The 2,006-nt window shown below is 60.3% G+C and carries 3 protein-coding genes; all 3 read right to left on the reverse strand.

Features of this window, described 5'->3' with window-relative positions; genetic code table 11:
• The coding region (locus V7665_RS13525) for a CoA transferase (protein WP_335665058.1) at positions 1-235 on the reverse strand (235 nt) is incomplete at its 3' end.
• Between the two features lie 92 nt (positions 236-327).
• Entirely contained in the window at positions 328-1,482 is a 1,155-nt protein-coding gene (locus V7665_RS13530; protein ID WP_335665059.1) for an NAD(P)H-dependent flavin oxidoreductase, read from the reverse strand.
• A gap of 92 nt (positions 1,483-1,574) precedes the next feature.
• A partial coding sequence (locus V7665_RS13535) for an acetyl-CoA carboxylase biotin carboxyl carrier protein subunit (RefSeq protein ID WP_335665060.1) occupies positions 1,575-2,006 on the reverse strand: 432 nt, incomplete at its 5' end.

Here is a 2,006-nt window from a genome sequence, read left to right on the forward strand (position 1 = left end):
CGGATTTGAGATCGAGGGTGATCGACCGTTTGGCCTGATTGCAATTGTGGAACAGGCCGGAGATGCCGGCTTTCTGACTGCCGAGCCAGCGCATCGGATCGCCAATGCCGGGCGGTTCGACCTTGATCACATCCGCGCCCTGCTGGGCAAACATCATCGTCGCCAGTGAGGCGGTGATCATGGTGGAAAATTCGACGACCTTTATACCCGCCAAGGGTTGCGTTGTTTCTGTCATCCGATCCTCAATCCCGGCTCCATCTCTGTAGAGCCAGTCGAAACATATGGCGCAATTGAAACCGCGACAAGCTCAGGATGGATAGGGGACTGTCATTCGTCCAGATTGGCAGCCAGTCTTTCATAAGCGGTGATGAAATCTTCCTTGAAGCCCTGCACCACCTGACCCGCGGTCATCTGTTCGTTCATCAGGCCGACTCCCTGTCCGACCCAATAAGTGGCTAGATCCCTGGCGCCCTGATTGTCGCCCTGGCTGAGCTTGTCGATCACCCGCAACGGCGGCTCGGAGACCAGCGACTGCAACGGCATCGGCAGCGGTGTCGGGGCGTCTTCCCTTTCCCAGGCATCGGTCCAGGGCGAGCGCAATTGCCTGGACGGCTTGCCGGTGCGCGACCGTGCCCGCACCGTATCGCGCGAGGTGGCGGCGAGCATTTTTGCTTTCACCACCGGATTGGTTTCCGCCTCGACCGTGGTCAGCCAGACCGAGCCGCACCAGACGCCGCTTGCGCCCATCGCCATGGCCGCAGCCATCTGCGCGCCGGTTGCGATGCCGCCAGCCGCGAGCACTGGCGTATCGTCGCCAATCTCGGCCAGCGCGTTGCAGACTTCGGGGATCAGCACCATGGTGGATATCTCGCCGGTATGGCCGCCCGCTTCGCCGCCGACGGCAATGATGATGTCGACACCGGCAGCGACCTGACTCATCGCATGCTCTCTGGTCCCGACCAGAGCCGCGACCGGAACATTGTGCTTTTGCCCCATTTCCAGCATCACTTGCGGCGGGATGCCCAGGGCATTGGCAATGAGTTTGATCGGATGCCGGAAAGCGACTTCCAATATCGCCGCCGCCGTGCCGCCGCGCAAATTGTCGGTGAAGGCGACCTGTTCCCGGCGGACGGCTTCAATGTCTTCGGCAATCCGCCCGGTATCGACGCCATGGCGCTGCAATATCTCATTGGTAAATTGCTTCATTTCATCGGGAATCGAGGCGAGCACGGTGTCGTGATCGAGCTGCTCGCCCTTTCCTTCGACCTTGTTCGGGACGATGATATCCAGACCATAAGGCTTGCCATCGACATGGGCGTCGATCCAGCTGAGTTCCTCTTCCAGCATCTCCGGCGAGCAGTTGACGCCGCCAAACACGCCCATGCCGCCCGCGCGGGAGACGGCGGCCACAACATCGCGGCAATGGGAGAAAGCGACCAGTGGAAATTCAATGCCGAGCATGTCGCAGATTTTATTGTTCATGGGTGTGTCTCCTGTTGCCATTCGCCCTGAGCCTGTCGAAGGGAGCCTCGCGACCAACCGTGCTTCGACAGGCTCAGCACGAACGGCAGTTATTAACCGTCTGTTTCTTCTTCCTCATCGGCGACAATTTCCAGAATCAGATCATCGGCCGCGATCTGCTTGCCCGCTGTTGCGGCAATAGTTTCGACCGTGCCGTCGATTTCGGCGAGAATTTCATGCTGCATCTTCATCGCTTCGAGCACGGCCAGCTTGTCGCCCCTGGCGACCCGTGTTCCGGTTTCGACCAATATCTCGAGCAACAGCCCGTGCATCGGCGCGACCACGGTGCCACCACCACCGGCATCTTCCATCGCGCTGAGTCCGGTCAGGTCGGTGACGGTCAGCGAGCGCTTGGGCAGCGCCAGATATAAGGTGCGATGGTCATCATAATAAATGGCTTCGATCGTGCGTCCGTCGACCCGTAATTTCGCGCGGTCGGCGGTCAGGCTGATCAGGTCCACCGCGACCCCGTCTTCCCCGGCGCT

The sequence above is a fragment of the Parasphingorhabdus sp. genome, from assembly GCF_036964675.1.
GTDB lineage: Bacteria > Pseudomonadota > Alphaproteobacteria > Sphingomonadales > Sphingomonadaceae > Parasphingorhabdus.